Source organism: Microcystis sp. M_QC_C_20170808_M3Col (genome assembly GCF_007095505.1).
Classification (GTDB): domain Bacteria; phylum Cyanobacteriota; class Cyanobacteriia; order Cyanobacteriales; family Microcystaceae; genus Microcystis.
Window position 1 is genome coordinate 1 of the sequence record NZ_SFBY01000332.1, and the last position, 15,664, is coordinate 15,664.

Annotated in this window: 13 protein-coding genes and 1 pseudogene; 4 read left to right on the top strand and 10 right to left on the bottom strand. The window is 43.8% G+C overall.

Going from position 1 to position 15,664, the window contains the following annotated elements; translation table 11 throughout:
* Positions 1-118: 118 nt before the first annotated feature.
* From EWV84_RS15220 to EWV84_RS15235, 4 genes and pseudogenes are all read right to left on the bottom strand, one after another.
* Positions 119-580, bottom strand: a pseudogene (locus EWV84_RS15220) (prepilin-type cleavage/methylation domain-containing protein); the annotation flags it as partial.
* Between the two features lie 225 nt (positions 581-805).
* Positions 806-1,279 (bottom strand): tRNA (cytidine(34)-2'-O)-methyltransferase, encoded by a 474-nt coding sequence (locus EWV84_RS15225; protein WP_287078678.1) that lies wholly within the window; start codon positions 1,277-1,279, stop codon positions 806-808.
* 204 nt (positions 1,280-1,483) lie between these two features.
* On the bottom strand, positions 1,484-1,825 hold the full coding sequence (locus EWV84_RS15230; protein WP_002754608.1) for a hypothetical protein: 342 nt from the start codon (positions 1,823-1,825) through the stop codon (positions 1,484-1,486).
* Between the two features lie 273 nt (positions 1,826-2,098).
* Entirely contained in the window at positions 2,099-3,142 is a 1,044-nt protein-coding gene (locus EWV84_RS15235; RefSeq protein WP_287078680.1) for a DNA cytosine methyltransferase, read from the bottom strand.
* A gap of 236 nt (positions 3,143-3,378) precedes the next feature.
* On the opposite strand from EWV84_RS15235, the gene EWV84_RS15240 reads away from it, so the two are divergent.
* Entirely contained in the window at positions 3,379-3,576 is a 198-nt protein-coding gene (locus EWV84_RS15240) for a hypothetical protein (protein ID WP_286824546.1), read from the top strand.
* Positions 3,577-3,641: 65 nt separating this feature from the next.
* A complete protein-coding gene (locus EWV84_RS15245) occupies positions 3,642-3,932 on the top strand; it encodes a DUF3082 domain-containing protein (protein WP_286824545.1) in 291 nt (96 codons plus the stop codon).
* Between the two features lie 110 nt (positions 3,933-4,042).
* Here EWV84_RS15245 and EWV84_RS15250 read toward each other — a convergent pair whose 3' ends face one another.
* The 5 genes from EWV84_RS15250 to hslO form a co-directional block, all read right to left on the bottom strand.
* Complete coding sequence (locus EWV84_RS15250; RefSeq protein ID WP_287078684.1) at positions 4,043-5,692, bottom strand: alpha/beta hydrolase; 1,650 nt, start codon at positions 5,690-5,692, stop codon at positions 4,043-4,045.
* A gap of 132 nt (positions 5,693-5,824) precedes the next feature.
* Complete coding sequence (locus tag EWV84_RS15255; protein WP_287078686.1) at positions 5,825-7,468, bottom strand: Ppx/GppA phosphatase family protein; 1,644 nt, start codon at positions 7,466-7,468, stop codon at positions 5,825-5,827.
* Between the two features lie 174 nt (positions 7,469-7,642).
* Entirely contained in the window at positions 7,643-8,854 is a 1,212-nt protein-coding gene (locus tag EWV84_RS15260) for a pentapeptide repeat-containing protein (RefSeq protein ID WP_287078687.1), read from the bottom strand.
* A gap of 569 nt (positions 8,855-9,423) precedes the next feature.
* Positions 9,424-11,379 (bottom strand): chromosome segregation ATPase, encoded by a 1,956-nt coding sequence (locus EWV84_RS15265; RefSeq protein WP_287078688.1) that lies wholly within the window; start codon positions 11,377-11,379, stop codon positions 9,424-9,426.
* A 64-nt stretch (positions 11,380-11,443) separates the two neighbouring features.
* Positions 11,444-12,358: an Hsp33 family molecular chaperone HslO gene (gene hslO, locus EWV84_RS15270; protein ID WP_286824540.1), complete on the bottom strand. Its 915-nt coding sequence runs from the start codon at positions 12,356-12,358 to the stop codon at positions 11,444-11,446.
* Positions 12,359-12,442: 84 nt separating this feature from the next.
* On the opposite strand from hslO, the gene EWV84_RS15275 reads away from it, so the two are divergent.
* Together EWV84_RS15275 and ffh are read left to right on the top strand one after the other, a co-directional pair.
* Complete coding sequence (locus EWV84_RS15275; protein ID WP_287078690.1) at positions 12,443-12,835, top strand: hypothetical protein; 393 nt, start codon at positions 12,443-12,445, stop codon at positions 12,833-12,835.
* 65 nt (positions 12,836-12,900) lie between these two features.
* Complete coding sequence (gene ffh, locus EWV84_RS15280) at positions 12,901-14,337, top strand: signal recognition particle protein (protein WP_287078692.1); 1,437 nt, start codon at positions 12,901-12,903, stop codon at positions 14,335-14,337.
* A gap of 3 nt (positions 14,338-14,340) precedes the next feature.
* Here the strand turns inward: ffh and thiL are convergent, their stop codons facing one another.
* Positions 14,341-15,309: a thiamine-phosphate kinase gene (thiL, locus tag EWV84_RS15285; RefSeq protein ID WP_287078693.1), complete on the bottom strand. Its 969-nt coding sequence runs from the start codon at positions 15,307-15,309 to the stop codon at positions 14,341-14,343.
* Between the last annotated feature and the right edge of the window lie 355 nt (positions 15,310-15,664).

The following is a 15,664-nucleotide window of genomic DNA, read 5'->3' on the forward strand; positions in this document are numbered from 1 at the left end:
GTTTCAGTTTTTCTATTAAGCTCAACATATGTTTAAAAAGTTGGCGGTCACTTCTCATTTTACCTGATAGTGATCGCTTTTACTTTTGATATTCTGATGGGAGAATGAAACAGCCCTACCCTAACCCCCCCTTTGTATCGGCCCAACTAGCGCGATAAATTGTACCTTTACTACCCATAGGTCCACTAACTAGGCGTAGGGTAGAATTATCAGTATCGATGCTAACACCACGAGTGATGGGAGTCCAATCGGTGACATTTTCACATTCGTCCCCTTGTACTTTTGCCACTTTAATCTGTTCGGTTTCACTTGCTGCCATGCACAAAGATAGGGGATGAGAACCTTCTCCTGTGGCTTGATAACGGGTATTTTTCCACTGTTGTGATATTTCAAAGGTGGCGATATTTAAGCGAATCCAAGCCATTAAACGATGATAAGCAGAAAGGGCAATAGTTAAGAGAATTCCTAATAAAATTAGGGTAACTAACATCTCGACTTGAGTTAAGCCAGAGGTGGATTTTTGCCGATTAAAAAGCTGTAAATTGCGAAAAGTATTGGGAGGAAGGTCTAAGATATTCATGAGCCTCATCTTGCCTTTTTATTTTCGATAAATTATGTAATTACAAAGGAGCAACAATTAACTTGCGCTAGGATAATCCACATAATTTCTTGCTGTTATTACGGACAAGATTGATGGCGATTGCTATTTTTTCTGCTCCGGGCAAAAATCAGCTAAATAAAAGCAATTTTCTAATTTTTTGGTCAATTCAGTTTATTTGCTCTGTTTAGATAGCCAAATGTCCCGCTAACGAATAAATCCCAGTTGTCGTCTGGCCTCAAATAATCCGATTGCCACACTAACGGAAAGATTTAAACTTCTCACCCCCGGTTCCGCCATGGGAATATAAACCGTGTCATCACATTGATGTAATAAATCTGCCGGAATACCGTCGGTTTCACTGCCAAAAAGTAGCCAATCTCCGCTTTGATAGCTGTATTCCACATAACTGCTGCTGCCGCGCACAGTAAACCCGATCGCCCTTCCGCCGCTCTTTTGTTGATAAGCACAGAATTCATTTATTGTCAAGTGGTACATAAGTTTTACATAGGGCCAATAATCTAAGCCGGCGCGCTTCAGATAGCGATCGCTAATTTCAAAACCCAAAGGACCGACTAAATGCAATTCTGTCCTCGTTGCGGCGCAAGTACGGGCAATATTCCCCGTATTTGGCGGAATTTGCGGATTGATTAAAACCACTCGTAAAATCGGTTCAGTCATCAGTTATCAGTCATCAGTTATCAGTTATCGGTTATCGGTTATCAGTTATCAGTCATCAGTTATCAGTTGACTGTTTACAGCAAAAAACTCCCCACCTCTCAATTCATAATTCATAATTTATAATTCCCACTTTCCTATTGCTTGTTCCCTTATCTTTATGGGTGAGGACTAACTATACTGCATTCTGCCCCACCCTAGTCAAACTTATTTTAAATTGGCATAACTATCCATACTCAACGGAACTAAATCGCCATGGATTGTCAAACCTAATAACATTGTTTCATTAGCGGGGATTAACTTGCCCGTAAGAGCGCAAATCTCATTTTTTCTAGCTGTAGCGTTAAATACTGCCCTTATATCACCAGCACAAAACTGAGGTCGATAATCCCCTGATTTCTGCTGAACGAAATTCCATAAGACATCGCGAATGAGTGCTTGATAACCTTGATTGCCGGAAATCTCTTTCAGCTTGTCTTTGAGGACTCTTTCTAGACGAATGCTAGTGACTTCCATCTCGGTGGTGGTGGTGCGTGTAATTGTCCGCATAATTTTCTTCTCCCAAATACTAAACATATTGGTGTTACAAGTGTAGTATAAGAGAGATACCTTTCACAAGCACAACCGGCGAAACCATCACCTCTGCTGCTCTTTTTATTTTTGTCTCATGCCTATTTTTCTCATTTTTGAACTCTCGAAAATTAATTATGTAACAAGTCCACTGTTAATCCAGTGAGAGTCGAGCATAAATAGCGATCATATTGATCAAATAATAACTATTCTTAATATACCCAAACCCCTAGAAAAAATTGTTATTGTTCCTCAGATTGACAATAAATCTAATTGTTGACCCTGTAGTTCTTTAAACCTGATATTTTCTTGAGAATCTCTGGATAAATCTAAAGCTTTAATCACTTCTTTTGCCACCGCTTCCACCACGGGAATAGCCACAGAATTACCGAACTGTTTATAAGCTTGGACATCACTAACAACAATCTGAAAACTATCAGGAAACCCCTGTAATCTTGCCCATTCTCTGGGAGTCATTCTGCGGACAAATAATTTATTTACCTCTCCCTTAATGCGAGTAACAGGAGTAAAATTAGTCAGTCTTTTATCGATAACTAAATTTCTTTCTTTTCCCATACCTCCCACCACAATCGCATTAGCGATACCATCGGGAGAAATAATCTCATACCCAAAACCATTACCTTTATCTTGATGTCTAGCTTTGTGTTTAAATAAAGTTTCTAAATACTGATTAGAGAGATAATATTTAACGCTGACTTCCTTTTCTTCTAGGATATCTTCGAGACAAGTTTCTTGCTGGGTTGGTTGGGGATAGGAAAAATGGTAAATATTTAAATCCTCTCGAAACCCGACGATAAAAATTCGGGGACGATTTTGGGGAACACCAAAATATCTGGCATTTAAAATCTGGGGAGTGGGGACAAAATAATGCAAATCCTTTTCTAATATATCTAAAATAGTTTTTAAAGTTCTACCTCGATCATGATGGACTAACCCCTGGACATTTTCTAAGATAAAAGCTTTCGGTTTCTTTTCGTGTAAGATACGGGCAACTTCAAAAAATAAGGTTCCTCGTGCATCTTCAAAACCATGTTTTCTGCCGGCGATACTAAACGCTTGACAGGGAAACCCGCCGCACAGTATATCATGATCGGGTACAGTTTTCGCCTCTAATTTTCTGATGTCTTGATTATCGGGTAAATGACCATAGTTAGCCAAGTAAACCTTTTGGGAGTGAGGATCGATTTCCGAAGAAAAAACGCATTGACAACCGAGATTCTCTAGGGCGATTCTAAATCCTCCTATCCCAGCAAATAAATCAATAAAAGTCCACATATTTTATCTATTCTAAGCTTTAGTTTTGATCCCTGAGACGATATTAAACCGGCTATCTTAGATTTTAGTATAAATGCTCGAATCTTTCTCGCCATCTCCCCCGCAACGCGCACGTAGATTTACAAAAATGAGATGCACCCAGAGGCACTGGCATACTACCGACTCGAACAACTGTCAAAATTAAAAGCCAAGTATGGGGTAGAATATCTTGACCCTGAAAGTGAGACGATCGACTTTTGACTAATCCAGTCCTTCCTTCCCGAAGCTGGTCATTGGACAAAGAAACGATCGTTTCCGCGGCCCCTGTTTATGAGGAGTTGACCGACCCCGGTGATTGGGAACAGTTAAAACGGGAACTAGACCAGAATCAAGACCTGATCGTCTCCTCGCAAGTCGATACTTCTTTTGCTTCCACCCTCGCTCCTTGGTCCTAGTCGGGTAAAATACTGGGGAAAAGAATTAAAATTTAACCTGGGCAATATTTGAGGACTAAAAAGTAATGACCACAGAATTAGAAACCAAACAAGTTACTCCTACTCGCTGTTTAGTTGGTGCGGCAATTTCGGCAGCACTGGGGACAATTCTCTATTATCTCACGGCAGCGATCGGTCATTCTTTTTACTCAAAACCGATGGTTGCTCACAGTCCGATCGCCTTGAGAATTGGCAGTGCTGTCCGCACTTTAGTTTTTGGTTTAGCTTCTCTAGGAACCTTTATTTTTGCTTTTGTCACCATTGGTTTAATTCTTTTGGCTATCCAATTACTGCTTAAACGCCATCAACAAATATAAATTATGAATTATGAATTGGAAGTGGGGAAGTGGGTAAGTGGGGAGCTTTTCAGTGATCAGTAAACAGTGAACTGATAACTGATAACTGATAACTGATAACTGATAACTGATTAACGGACATTTTGAGCGATAAAATCTTCGATGAGTTGTTCTAAAGCTGCCGAGGAGGCGCGGGTAATCAGAAAACATCTAAACTTTTGGCCTTGACTGAGATATTGGGAATAGGCCGCCTGTAAAAAAGGTTTATAGCTGGGGTTTTTGCGAATATACACCTCAAAAAAGGCCAAAGATAGGGAATGGGCGTAACTATCGATCACATAGGGTGCTGGCAGGGTAAGATCGGCTATGGATTCGATCGCTTCGTTAATTCCCGCGTCTAGTACCGAAAAATCGACGTGAGCTTGACCTTCAATCAGAGCTAAATATTTATTTTCGGTGTTGAGCAGGGGAAAAGAGCGCACCTGTTCAAAAATAGCGGGGGTAGCGGGATCGTAGGTTCCTGCCGCTACAAAAGTGGGAATTTCGATCTTAGCCAGTCCTTTAGCCCCGAAAATACTCCAATTAAACGGATTAACCGTAAAAATCGCTTTGATTCTCCGATCGCGAAAATTGTATTCTTCTCGGGGTAAATCCAAAGCACGACACTGCAGCAAGAGAGAGACATTGAGAAAAGCTAATCTTCTTTGGCAGTCCCGTTGTAAATTCTCGAAATCGATCGTCGCTCCACCCACGGCTAAGGCTGTATAACCGCCGAAGGAATGTCCACCAACTCCCACATTATCTACATCTAATTGCCCCTGAAATTCCCCCGCGTTGCGTCTTTGCAATTCATCGATCACAAAAGATATGTCCAATGGACGATTGACAAATTCGTTGCTATAAAAAACCGTCCGCGATAAACCGGCGAGCAGATTCTGCACCTGTAGGGTATCACTGCCGGGGTGTTGGGGCATGGCGACGAGATAACCGTAACTAGCCAAGTGTTCCGCTTGTCGGACAAAATCTTCAGGACGAGAAGCTAAACCGTGGGAAAAGACAATAACGGGGGTTTTCTGGGTTAATTGCCCCTTGGGTTTGACAATGATTAGATAAAGTTCCCTCTGACGACGGCTATCGGTTAAATCCAGCCGCATTTGTTCTACTTGTTGCGGTCCCGGTTGTCGGGGGTCGGTCATGGCGGTAAAATTAATTTCACCGGCCTTTTTAGCTTCTTCTAAGGATAATTGCGCCACCTTTTCCGTGAATACTGTGGTCGCTTTCAGGACGATATCGATCGCCCTAGCTAATCTTTGCACTCTTGTCACATCAATCTGCATATTAGTGGGCAGATTACGCAGCAGGTTAAGAATAGTTACCCCTCCCGGTTCAAAAGCTGATTTAATTAGGGCAGAACGCAGAGCGAATTTACCATTAATACCCCCTTGAATGGTGATCAGTTCCCCTAAAAGGTTGAGGATATCTTCCCCCATTGTGGTGTTAAAAAAGCGCGAGATCAGGACGGGATTAATTTCTTTACTTGTGGTTAAAGCTTGGCGAAATTCTCTTTGTTGTTCGGGGGTGGTATTACCTAAATATTGTCTTAGATTAGCGTCAATTCTGCCAGTCTCGACAAACTTTTCTAGGGAACTAATTTCTAGGGTACGACTAAAGGGCGGTAAGATAAAAGTGATTCTCTCGGCCGAGAGGACAGGAAAGCTAGACAGTATCGTTCCCAAGCAACCAAGAGCGATCAAGCGACCAATTTTAGCTAATTGCAACAAGTTTTTCGGCTCCTTTTCTTTCTGCGATACTATTCCCTCTGGATTATAACAGTAACCTGACAGTTTTTAACAGTGGTATGAAAATTCCAATCTTGCCGATTTCAAGCTACTTAATACCGGCGGTACATGGTTTCAGGGCAAAAATGCCAAAGTTGCCACTACTTTCACCCCAAATTCTTCTTCAAAAACAGGTTTTTTATAGTCTAAACTCCACAATTCTAAAGCACAATCATCTTCAGCATTATTAGGAAAAAGATGCAGATGTAGGGTTCTATATTCAGGATCGTACTTACATTCAATCTTTTTAATCGCTCCTATTTGTCGCCGATCTAAAGCCACAGCCAAGCGCAGTATAGCGCTTAAATGTCTGACCATATACTGATAGTATTCAGTTAATTTCATAAAATCATCGTGCCTTTTCTTCGGTTTACTTTTGCGGTGATAACGAGCGATATTAGCGATAACTTCTAACTCTATTTCCGTATAGCCCAACAGTTCCCCATTGCGAATTAAATAATAGGAATGTTTATGATGGGCAGCATGACTAACATATAAACCACTATTATGCAGTATAGCCGCTGCCCATAATAAATCTTTAGCCTCCTGATTCCAAGAATGTAATTGTGCTTGGGTTTGCTCAAATAAAGACAGGGAAAATGTCGCTATTCTCTCAGCAGATTCTAAATTAACTTGATACTTTTTCGCTATTTTCAAGACACTGCGCTGACGGATTTGACTCTGATAAAGTAACCGATTATCAATTAAACCGTGCGTCAGCATCCAATCGACGATTACCCCTTCTCGCAAGGCTCTTTCACAGAGAACTAACTTATCAACATCTAACATGGTCATCGCTTCCAAAAGCACGATCGAACCGGCTAGAATTATCTCGGCCCGTTTATCGGACATCCCCAGAATTGCCAGTCTTTGGTGATAGTCCAAAGTGGCGAAACGTTTGACCAATTCTTTGACATCTTTGCGGGTTAATTGATAGCCATTTAAAGGATTGGGAATTTCCCCCAATTTCTCCAAAGCATGGATAGTCATCAAAGTTTCGATCGTCCCAGAAGTTCCCACTAAACGCGGCACTTCTCCCACCTGTAAATGATGTTTAATTTCCTCCACCGCCCGCTCTAACATTCCCCGGGTGTAGGCTCTTAAATAGGCTAATTCTGTGGTACTAATGGGATCGGTGGTGATCAAATCTTGGCTCAAACGCACAGCCCCGATTTTGGTACTACTAAGAAAGCGAATTTCTTGACTATCAGCTAAGATTAATTCTGTGGAACCACCACCGATATCGATAATAATATGGGCTTGATTTTGGAAATCCATTCCCGAGACGACACCGAGATAAATCCGGCGCGCTTCCTCCTGTCCAGAGATGAGATTTACAGAAATACCGACTTCTTTCGCGATTAAAGCCAAAAATTCGTCGCCGTTGGTCGCTTCCCGGGTGGCGCTAGTGGCAACGGCAATAATCTGATCCGCATGGAGACTAATAGCCAGATCGTGACAGCGTTTTAAAGCGGCGATCGCTCTTTCCATGGCCGCTAGGGTTAATTTACCAGTTTTTCTATCTCGATCGCCCAGACGGACTATATCCTTTTCTCTGGCAATAATCGTAAAAGCGGGTAAAGACGGTTCAATTGCCACTACTACCATGTGAACCGAATTCGTCCCAATATCGATCGCCGCTAGGATTTGGACATCGGAGGCTTTTCTAAGGGGCGCTAGTCCCCGATTGGGTATAACTTGATTAGAAATATTCACCATCGCTTATCAGTGATCAGTTACCAGTCGGGGGATAGGGGTTAGGGAAAAGGGCAAATAACCTTATTTGGCATCGGGATGTAACTCCGCCGCCTCTGACACCCGATCGATCGGGGTTGGTCTTATTATCCCTCTAATTGCCCGCCTCGGAGCCGCAATTTTGGCTTTGTATAGCAGTTATTCGTCAATATACAATTTTCGCTGCTCTAGGGCCAATTGCCGGAATTCCCCTTCCCCAAATTCTCCCTGCCAAGGACGGCGCTCTTGATCGCACTCGACTAAATAGATATAATCACAATCAACCCCTTCTAAATTGGTATTTTCGGCGATTTTCCAAGCTTCGATACAAGCACCCGTCAAGGTGGCTCCCTGTAAATTGGCTCTCATCACGTTACTATGGGCTAAATTTGCCCCTTCTAGATTAGCGTAGGCTAAATTTGCCTCACTGAAATTTGCCCTAGTCAGGTTGGCATTTTTTAAGTTAACCCCGGAAAGATTTAGTCCGCGAAAATTATAGCCAATATAAGCTTTATTTTCCCCTTGACCAGTAACCAGAAGATTTCTCATCGCAACTTCGTCCAGAATTGTCTTTTCCCAGCGCGCTCGCTCGATGCCCGATACCAGATAAAATCGAGTTCTAGTTAAATCTTTTGCCCTTAAATCAGTGGCTTTTAACTGCGCTCCCGTGAAATCAGCTTCTTGCAGATTTGCCCCGAAAAAATTTGTACCTTTACTGGCTAAAAAAGCAATTGCCATCGATTTCGTGACCGTTGCTCTCGATTCTTCTAGGGATAACCAGGCTAGATAAGCGGTGAATAAAGTAACACAAACCCCAACAATCAAAGCTATAGAAAAAGTTACATTCATCACGGCTATTCCTGCTAATGCTCCTTGAAAAGCTAGTATAATTACTGTCAATAAAGTTAAAATTAAGCTGATAAGAATTGCTAGGATAAAACTTATTGCTTGACCAGAAATCAAGGATAAAACTAAGGGCAATCCCCCAACTCGTTGACGATAAAATATTCCGTAAATTAGAGATAAAATTGTAATTATCACCGCACCAATGATTTTAAATTCGGTTACATCTGTCACCAGCATTAAAGCTAGATAATAACCAGCTAATCCCCACAGAAAGCCGCAGACAGCCGCTATTAACCAAGAAATTAAGATTAATTGTAGCCGACCGCGCTTTAGTAATCCTGCCCTGGCCTCTGTAAATTTAGTTCTCTCTAAAATAGCCCCTTGAAAATTAGTGCCACGGAGATCGGCTTGACTAAAATTAGCCCCCGATAAATTCTTTCCGTGAAAACACTGTCCTTTTAATTTTACTCCTGTAAAATCGCGTTTCCCTTTGGCATATAAATCTAGTACCTCACTTGCTCTCATAGAAATTACAGAGTTCTGTTTTTTGCTTGATTGATTAATGTAATTCATAAGCTGCCCGCGTATTTAAATTGCTTGTTGAGATCAGGCAAGAGGCAACAGGCAAGAGGCAACAGTAAAGGGATTGAGGGAGATTTAGCTAATCTAAGGAGAGGCGGTTAAAATGCGTTTTAGCTTAACAACTATCTATTATCTTTTTAAAATTAGCTTTGGTTATTTTTGTTGTAATTTTTTAATTAAAAATAATGATGATAATTTTTAGTATTTCATTTACAGGAATCATACTAAATCCTGTTTAAAAGTTATTCACACTATTAAAAACGGATTTGGTATGATACTAAATCCAGTTATTAAAAACTGATTATTTATTCTCCCCTTTGCCTTTTGCCTCTTGCCTTTTGCCTGTCTGATATGTTACCTATACTCAACGGATTTAGTATGACTGGCAATTTCAGGAAAGATGCTCGCCTCAAATTAACCCAATTATATCCGTCAATTTTAACTGGACAGACCCCTGGGGATGAGGGACTTTTTTAGGGGCAATTCACCGGAAAAACAGCCCCTAAAACTGATTATTGACCCGGACTCGGTGTTTCTATCGGGGACTCCGGGGAGAGGGGAGTCGATTCAACTATTGGCGGTGGGGCCGGAGGTTGGAGAATATTGCGCCAGCCTTGTATTTGGGAGCGAGCCGAACTGTAAGCGGTACTTTCCGGGGATACGGATTCAGCCAGGCGAATAGCTTCCAGATAACGACCATTATTAGCTTGGTCCGTGGCTAAAGACAAAAGCTGATAACTCCAACGTTCCAGCAATTCAGTCCGTTGCACACCCGCATCGGTTTTAGTGGAAATATTGGTAACTAAAGCAATCGCCCGGGTTAAACCTTCTGCGGTTCCCGTCGCCGCTAATTGATTAGCCTGTTGGAGATTTTGACGGGCCCGCAACTCTCGGCGCCAACGACGGATATTTTGGGAAGCTTCCGAGGAAAGAGCGCGACCGGGGGGAATTTGATTGGCAGTTTCGATCGCCGTGCTATAGTCTTTGAGATTGGCCAAAGCTTGCGCCTGATCTAAAATGGGTTGATCCTCCATACGTTCAATCCGCCCTTGCCAGTCGCGAATTTCCCCTTGAGCATCTCGGTATAAGGCCCGATTCTTAGCGATTGCCCGCGCCTGAATAATAGCGTTACCCAGGGAATTAATATCGCCGGGGAGAGCGATTTCCCGCGCCCGTTCTAAAATCGGCCGGTCTTCAATCACTTGTATTTGACGATTCCAAGAGCCAATTTCCTGCTGTGCTTGCGACCAGAGGGGATTATTACGGGGAACCTCGCCCGCTTTCGCGATAGCGGCGCTATACTGCTCGATCGTACCTGCTTGTGCTAAATCTCTAGCCTCGGACAGTATTCTTAGATCCTGTACCTGTAACTGCCAGCGCTCCCTCATAGCTAGGGCTGTTTGATGGAGAGGTCGAGAAGCGTCGATTTGTTCTAGTCCCAGTATGGCAGCTTCCAATCCCTCCACCGTGCCGGCTTCCGCATCTAAGGCCGCTGCGGACAAGAGGGACCAATCGGTGACATCTTCTTTAATTTTGAGGTCTTTGGGGGTTTGGTTAGCCAAATCCCGGAGAGCTTGCCATTGCTTCCGCTCAATTAATCTTTCGGCGTATTCTTGTAGTTTATCCTCGGTTTTCCCGATTAATTTTTCTGCCTCCTGATAGGCATAACTGCTGGCTTGAATTTTTCTAGCTTCTTCGATGACTTTGAACCAATTGTCGAGACCGCCCCGGGCAAAGAGATTAAAGGCATTATCTAATTTACTGCTATCTTCCCGGGCGACGGTAATTTTAGCGAGCGCTTCATTATATTTAACCGTTGCCCAATATTCGTTATTTAAGTTCAATAAATCCACCGCTAGACGGAAAGATTGATTCCAGTTGGAAGCGCGGAGATTTTCCTCTAGTTTGCTTAATATCTCGTTGCCTTCCGTCCAAGTTCCTTGCCACTTAGCGATTCTTTCTTCAATAATTGCCGCTACTGCCATATTATTGGGGATTTGACGAGCTTTAGCGATCGCTTGCTGTAAATTTCCCGCTTGATAGTCTTTTTCAGCCAAATTCAGGATATCTCGCGCCCATTCTTCCACCTGTTGATTAACTTGCGATCGCAAGGGATGGTCATCGGGCAAAGCTTCCACTAGGGCAATTGCTTCGAGTAGGCCTGCCACGGTGCGACTATCGGCGGAAAGTTGAGCGCAGTAGAGACGCAGGGAGGCAGAAGCGATAGGCCAGAAGATTTTCGGGCAATTGGGCGACTTCTGCATATTTAATAACTGCCAAGTGGCGAGAAAGCCAACACCGCCAAAGACCACGACAAATAAAGCCGCCCAAACTTTCCAAGTGAAACGATGCTGGTATCGGTACCAAAAGAGAAAAAGAAAAGATTTAGTTTTCTCTGGCCAACGAGTCAGGGAGTCAATCGATTCTCGTTTGACTAGATTTTTGGTTAATTCTTTTCCTTTAAACATTCACGACTCCCTGACGGATATTTTTAGATAGATTTTACCTTAATGGCGCTCATTGCCCAACTTCTCAGCAAGATTCAGCTTGTAGAGACTCGACTAATTCGATTAATTGCGTCTCGTTGGCACTATACACTTCCTGGCAAAACTCACAGATGGCTTCCGCTTGTTTATCCTTTTCGATGATGTCTTTTAATTCATCGACCCCGAGGAATTTTAAAGCTCCTAAGGCCCGTTCAAAAGAACAATCACAATCAAAACGCAGCATCTGCACAGCCGGAAAAATTTCTAGACCCATATCTCCGAGAAGTTCCTGAAAAATATCTTCTAGTCCTTTTCCTGCCCGTAAAAGAGGCGTAAATCCCGTTAATTTTCGCAATCTCGACTCTAAACGAGCCACCAAGACCTCATCCCGGGACGCTTCTTTAGAGAGAACTTGTAATAAAATTCCCCCGGCAGCCGTTACTCCTGTGGTCGTACCGACAAAAACCCCCACTTGCAAAGCGGAGGGAATTTGTTCCGATTGGTCCAGGTAGTAGGCGATATCTTCCCCCACTTCCCCAGAAACTATTTCCACGATGCTTTCTTGAAGTTCATTTCTCTCCTCGCCTTTTTCTTCCCGCAAGACCCGCACATAACCCTTGTCACCCACGGCGCGACCCACATCTAATTTACCTTTAGCATTGGGGAGTAATTCCACCTGGGGACAGTCCACATAACCCCGCACCGTGCCATCGAGTCCGGCATCAACTAAAACACCGCCTAGGGGACCATCGCCTTTAATGCGAATATTGACCCTAGAACCTGGTTTTTTTAAACTGGAAGCCAAGAGTAAAGCCGATGCCATAGTGCGACCGAGAGCGGCGGTGGCTACGTTAGATAATTTATGTCTTTGGCGGGCTTCTTCGGTTAAACGAGTGGTAATCACTCCTACTACTCTAATTCCCCCATCGGCGGCCGTGGCGCGGATTAATTTATCTGCCATACTACTTACTGTTATCCTTGGAAAACGCTGTCCCGATTTTTAGTTATTCTTTAACTAACTTAACAAAAATTATCAGACAACAATATGTTCGGCAATTTTCAACAAAGTCAGCTGCGTATCGAAATCTCGGCCAGTGAACAGGCTATCCGGGATAGTTTGCTCAAAACTGCTCATCTCCGTCAATGGCTGTGGCCGCAAATGCTCTCGCCCAATCTACCCGATAAATTAGAGGCAGGCTTGACTTTTACCTCTTGGTTAGGTTTAATTCCCGTACAACATCAGGTTTTATTAGCTAATGACCAGTGTTTACGCTTGCTTTTGAGTCAAGGTATCGATGGCTATCACGAATGGTATTGGGGCGATGGTTGGTTACAATCGCGTTTAGAAGGCATTTCCCTCCTTCCCCTCAATCTCGGTCAAACTCTCAGTTTATTAAAATTACGACTATTTTTGAGCAATCAGAACTTAGGAGGGTAAGAGCGGCGGTCTTCAGCCCGACATTGAGATAAAATCGATCTAGTTAAAAATTTAATTCCGAAACTATGTTCGACGCACTGGCCGACCGCTTAGAAGACGCCTGGAAAAAATTACGAGGTCAAGATAAAATCTCCTCGGCCAATATACAAGAAACCCTTAAAGAAGTCCGGCGGGCTTTATTAGAAGCAGATGTTAACCTACAGGTGGTCAAGGGATTTATTGCTGAGGTCGAGAAACAAGCCCTCGGCGCTGAAGTTATTTCTGGAGTCAATCCCGGCCAGCAATTTATCAAAATTGTCTATGATGAATTAGTTAAAATTATGGGGGAAAGCAACGTTCCCCTAGCCCAGGCCGATAAACCCCCCACCGTAATTTTAATGGCCGGGTTGCAAGGGACAGGAAAAACCACCGCCACCGCCAAATTAGCCCTATATCTCCGCAAACAGTCCAAAAGCTGCCTGATGGTGGCTACCGATGTTTACCGTCCAGCGGCCATTGACCAATTAATCACCCTCGGTAAACAGATAAATGTTCCCGTCTTCGAGATGGGTTCTCAGGCTAATCCCGTCGATATCGCCCGTCAAGGTGTGGAAAAAGCCAAAGAATTGGGCGTAGATACGGTTATCATCGACACCGCCGGTCGTTTGCAGATAGATACCCAGATGATGGGCGAACTAGCACAAATCAAGAAAATTGTCAAGGCCGACGACACTTTATTAGTGGTGGATGCGATGACCGGTCAAGAAGCGGCCAATCTCACCCACACTTTTCACCAACAAATCGGCATCACGGGGGCAATTCTCACCAAACTGGACGGTGATACTCGCGGTGGGGCTGCCCTATCAGTGCGGCAAATATCGGGACAACCGATTAAATTTGTTGGGGTTGGGGAAAAAGTCGAGGCTTTAGAGCCATTTTATCCCGATCGCCTTGCCAGTCGCATCCTCAATATGGGTGATGTCCTGACGCTAGTGGAAAAAGCTCAGGAACAGTTAGACCTAGAAGACGCGGCCAAAATGCAGGCCAAGATTTTAGAGGCCAAGTTTGATTTTAATGACTTCCTCAAACAGATGCGGCTGTTAAAAAATATGGGTTCCCTGGGGGGAGTCTTAAAATTAATCCCCGGTCTGGGCAAACTGAGCGGGACAGACATCGAAAAGGGCGAAAAAGAGTTAAAACGCACGGAAGCGATGATTAATTCCATGACCACGGAGGAACGCGCTAACCCCGATTTATTGGCCAAATCTCCTAATCGTCGTCGTCGCATTGCCAAAGGTTCGGGACATCCGGAAACGGAAGTTACCAAACTAATTACTAATTTCACCAGAATGCGAACGATGATGCAACAGATGGGACGGGGACAAATGCCCGCTATGCCGGGGATGCCCGGGATGGGTGGCGGAATGTTTGGGGGTGGCAATCAACCGGGGTTCCGCGGTCAAGGTGGCAGCCCGAAAAAACCGAAGAAAATCAAGAAAAAGAAAGGTTTTGGCGATTTATAGAGGCTAAAAATGTTGAAATCCAGAGCTTAAACTTAGGTTTCTACCGTCGGCTAATTTTATCTCTTTCCCCGGGACAATTTGACCGATTATCGCCCCCTCTTCCCCCACTTTCTCGAGCAATTCTCTGGCACTGTCCGGGGGCAAACACAAAACTAACTCAAAGTCTTCACCGCCGTATAAAGCCCATTCTAGAGCTTTTTTGGCTCCTACATATTCTTTCAGGGTTGGATGCAGGGGAATCCTCTCGATTTCGGCACCAACCCCACTACAGCGACAAATTTGCATGATGGCATCTGCTAACCCGTCACTGCTATCCATGCCGGCGATGGGAAATTGCTTGACAATTTTTTGTAAATGTGGTATGCAATCAAGTCTCGGTCGCGGGCGTTGATGGGCTTGGATTAATCTCTTTTTTTGGGCGGAATTTAAATTCCTACCGGTTTCAGGGTGGAAGAGTAACTCTAATCCAGCCCGCGATAAACCGTGATAACCAGTAATAACGATACTATCGCCAACTTTTGCATTAAAACGTCTAATTTCTTCATTTTTTGCCACTTGTCCCAGGGCGGTGATACTGATGTTAATCTCCGTGGCCCGACAGAGATCACCCCCGACGATCGCCGTCTGATATACTTGCAGACAAGAGCTAAGACCCCGATAGAGTCCTTCTAGCCAATCGATGGCTAGATCGGGAGTTAAAGCCAATCCTACCGTAATTCCCAGGGGTTCTGCCCCCATAGCCGCTAAATCGGATAAATTAGCCGCCGCCGCTCGCCAGCCCACATCTTCGGGAGAGGTGGTAAGATCGCTAAAGTGGACGTTATTAACTAAAACATCAGTGGTGACAACGAGAGAATAACCCTCCTTGAGGGATAAAATCGCCCCATCATCACCGATAATCTCCGCAGGACAATATTTTTGCAGAATCGGTAGCAATCCCTGTTCACCCAAATCTTTAACGGTTAAATTCATAATTTCTGGGAATTGAACGATGCAGCTTCTAAAAAGTCTTTAGTTAGAGCCATCTGAATAATGGTAAAACCCTTTTAAAATAAGGCTTTTGAGTATAGGCTACATATCAGGAGAAGCACTCATGCCAGGGTCGTGACTGTTAAATTATTACAGATGCGTGCCTCGGCTGCCTGTAAGCATCCCACCGAAAAACTAATGCGCTCCGGGGTTTGGGGGCGGCGCCACGACCCCAACGGGGGGTTTGGGTAGGGCTGTTTCATTCTCCCATGAGAATATCAAAAGTAAAAGCGATCACCGTCAGGTAAAATGAGAAGTGACCGCCAACCTTTAAAATATATGTTGAGCTTAATAGAAA

What these genes read in the sequence shown, in the direction of transcription:
- EWV84_RS15225 (WP_287078678.1), bottom strand. Translation starts at nt 1,279, where the DNA reads ATGACTGAACCGATTTTACGAGTGGTTTTAATCAATCCGCAAATTCCG.
- EWV84_RS15230 (WP_002754608.1), bottom strand. Translation starts at nt 1,825, where the DNA reads ATGCGGACAATTACACGCACCACCACCACCGAGATGGAAGTCACTAGC.
- EWV84_RS15235 (WP_287078680.1), bottom strand. Translation starts at nt 3,142, where the DNA reads ATGTGGACTTTTATTGATTTATTTGCTGGGATAGGAGGATTTAGAATC.
- EWV84_RS15245 (WP_286824545.1), top strand. Translation starts at nt 3,642, where the DNA reads ATGACCACAGAATTAGAAACCAAACAAGTTACTCCTACTCGCTGTTTA.
- EWV84_RS15255 (WP_287078686.1), bottom strand. Translation starts at nt 7,468, where the DNA reads ATGGTGAATATTTCTAATCAAGTTATACCCAATCGGGGACTAGCGCCC.
- EWV84_RS15260 (WP_287078687.1), bottom strand. Translation starts at nt 8,854, where the DNA reads ATGAGAGCAAGTGAGGTACTAGATTTATATGCCAAAGGGAAACGCGAT.
- EWV84_RS15265 (WP_287078688.1), bottom strand. Translation starts at nt 11,379, where the DNA reads ATGTTTAAAGGAAAAGAATTAACCAAAAATCTAGTCAAACGAGAATCG.
- hslO (WP_286824540.1), bottom strand. Translation starts at nt 12,358, where the DNA reads ATGGCAGATAAATTAATCCGCGCCACGGCCGCCGATGGGGGAATTAGA.
- EWV84_RS15275 (WP_287078690.1), top strand. Translation starts at nt 12,443, where the DNA reads ATGTTCGGCAATTTTCAACAAAGTCAGCTGCGTATCGAAATCTCGGCC.
- ffh (WP_287078692.1), top strand. Translation starts at nt 12,901, where the DNA reads ATGTTCGACGCACTGGCCGACCGCTTAGAAGACGCCTGGAAAAAATTA.
- thiL (WP_287078693.1), bottom strand. Translation starts at nt 15,309, where the DNA reads ATGAATTTAACCGTTAAAGATTTGGGTGAACAGGGATTGCTACCGATT.